General features: G+C 64.4%; 2 protein-coding genes and 1 pseudogene. All 3 read right to left on the bottom strand.

All coding sequences use genetic code 11. The features are described 5' to 3' along the window. Positions 1-448 (bottom strand): 2Fe-2S iron-sulfur cluster-binding protein (locus tag BRAO375_RS07880; protein WP_035639532.1); only part of this gene is annotated, 448 nt, incomplete at its 3' end. A 53-nt stretch (positions 449-501) separates the two neighbouring features. Then, entirely contained in the window at positions 502-1,680 is a 1,179-nt protein-coding gene (locus tag BRAO375_RS07875) for a ferredoxin (RefSeq protein ID WP_175345306.1), read from the bottom strand. Positions 1,681-2,259: 579 nt separating this feature from the next. Continuing rightward, positions 2,260-2,544 (bottom strand): annotated as a pseudogene (locus tag BRAO375_RS38365) (hypothetical protein); the annotation flags it as partial.

Below are 2,544 nucleotides of genomic sequence, written 5' to 3'. Positions count from 1 at the left end.
GGATGACGCGGCCGCCGATGCGGCCGTCGAACGAGGCGGTCGGGCTGTAGGCGCGCGCCGGATAGCCGGCGAAAGTGAACTTGAAGTACTGTCCCGGCAGATAGCTGATGCTCTTCTCCGGCGCGATCATCAGCTCCATGATGTCGGGCGCGACCTCGCGCAAGCCCACCAGTCGCGCCTTGCTGATGTCGATCTCGGGCACATCCTCCACGTCGACGTCGAGGTCCGACACGACGCGCGCCTGGCACGCATAGATCATGCCCTGCGTATGCGTCTCGCCGCACACCGTCTGGCCCTTGGCGACATGAACCATGCAGGTGCCGCAGGTCCCGGCGCGGCAGTCGAACGGAATCTCGACGCCGTTGGCGAGCGCGCCGTCGAGCAGCACGTCACCCGCGCGGACGCGGAACTGGCGGCCTTTGACGGTGACGGTCCTGAAGTTCGACATGGTTTACTCCTCGATCGAATACGCTGTGACGGTGGGGAAGATCGTGCCGCGGATCAGGTGCCGGGTGAGACGCGGATCAGGTTCTTGTTGGCCGTGCTCTCGAACCGGCTCGACCAGTAGTTCGACGCCATCACCGGCCGCTTCAGCCAGCTCACCTTCGGGGTACGCAGCACCAGGAACCAGAAGAAGAACGGCGTCGTGACGAGATGCGAGACCAGCGGAAACCAGTCCGGCAGCAGCGACGCCGGGCCGGGCAGGCGATACCAGTAGTAGGTGCTGATCGCGGCGGCGGCGAAGATGCGGTGCATCTTCGTGCGTTGGGCCGGCTTGTAGCGCAGCACGTGCTCGCCGATCTTGAAGATGGCGTAGCTGATGATCGCAGCGATGAACGGCCAGGCATAGGCGGTGATGATCTCGGCCTGGCCGACCTGCTCCGGCGGATAATCCGGCACCTGAAACCAGCCCCAGACGAAGCCGGGAAAGCTGCCGATCAGGAAGTTGCCGAGGAACTGCTGCACCTTCGTCGGCACGCCTGCCGTCGGCGTCAGCTCCGGCGTCGAGTCGGGGCAGGGGTTGCTGCAGGCCTCGCAGATGTTGCAGCGGGCGTTCTTGAACGTCAGCGCCGGGTTGGTGCCGTAGAGCCGCTCGACCGGATGGATCGGGCACAGCGAGGTGCACCAGCCCGAGCGCATCTCGAACACCGAGCCCATCGCGAACGCCATGAACGCGGCCGACAGCAGCATCAGCGCGGTCAGCGGCCCGTCGACATTCAGCCCGATGCGCCGCATCGGCACGACGATGAACAGCAGGGTCACACCGATCACCGCCAGCGTCGCCGCGCCCCATTCGGGCATCCGGATGTTCTGCGAGATGCCCATCTTGTTGGGCAGGAGATGAAAGGTCGCCATCGGGCAGATGTTGCGCCACAGGCCCGGCGAGATCGTCACCAGCGCCGGCGCGATCGGAATCAGGAGATTCCACATCAGGGCGATGCCGAGCGGCGGGAAGAACAGCAACAGGTTCACCAGGAGAACGCCGACGACCAGCATGACGGTCTGCATCGTCAGCCAGAATCGCCGCTCGGCGCGCCCGGTGCTGCGGCTGCCGGGCTGTGCGGCGGGCTGATACCTTGCAGGTGCCACCTTCACCGCGACGTGCGCCAGCGGGCGAGCCTCTCCATATTGCGAAGCGTAATCGTATCGGGACGAACGTTGAGCGCTGTTGTTTGGCATTGCTTTCCAGGACGCGAGTTGTTCTTCACGATCGCGCCGACGTCACGGTGACAGGCGCGGAGTTGTTAGTCCCGCGATCCCTGTGACTTCGTGTCGCAGCGCATGCTGTGACGCAGAATCTGACGGCGAGATGTGGCGCTTTTTGACGGCCAATATGGACGTCCCTGGGCCATGCTGCGGTCGGCCTGCGGCCGTTTGATCTGGATCAAATCGAGGAACATCAAGCAGTTGATCAGGATCTCTGGTGGATTTTCGAAGTCGTTTGATCTGGATCAATGACGGCCTCGGCCGTGACGCATCGCGGGCGCGATTGAGGCGCGAGCGCGTAGCCCGGATGAGCGGAAGCTGAGCCGGAAGGGCGAAGGCGAACGCGATATCCGGGTTCTCACGCGCTCTCGCTGGTGAACCCGGAAGTCGCTGACGCCGAGGATGCAACCCGGCCTCTCCCCGCACCCGGGGAGAGGCTGACGGCGTGCGGGGCGGCTAGACTGCTCGACGGGCAAATCAGGGCGCCCGCCAAAAATCCTGTCCAGCCCTCGGGCGAAAAATAAACCTCTTGTCAATTTCGTAAAATCAGCATTACTCTCCGCTCGTTCCGTTGCGTCGGAGGGGACGCATCGCGGTCGTCATGGACGTCGGCAGCGGAATGCGATGGGCGTGGGTCGTTGCAGCGTGATCAATCGCGCGGACGAACGACGATGCACGCACGGTCAAGTCGCGCGGTCCTGGCACCCCGATGCTGGTGTCCAGCGCAATGCGCGCAAGCGCATTGTCGCGATACGGTGGCCAAAAGCCGGTGCACCGGGGAGAACGCGAAGCAGCCGTGAAAACCATCGCGCGGGGAAGGCCGGGCGTCTCCGGCCA

It is taken from the genome of Bradyrhizobium sp. ORS 375, from assembly GCF_000239775.1.
In the GTDB taxonomy this organism is placed as follows: Bacteria; Pseudomonadota; Alphaproteobacteria; order Rhizobiales; family Xanthobacteraceae; genus Bradyrhizobium.
This window is presented reverse-complemented; position numbering and strand designations above follow the sequence as displayed.

Bases quoted from the DNA above. Each gene is read 5' to 3' on its own strand.
- BRAO375_RS07875 (WP_175345306.1), bottom strand. From the start codon at position 1,680: ATGCCAAACAACAGCGCTCAACGTTCGTCCCGATACGATTACGCTTCG.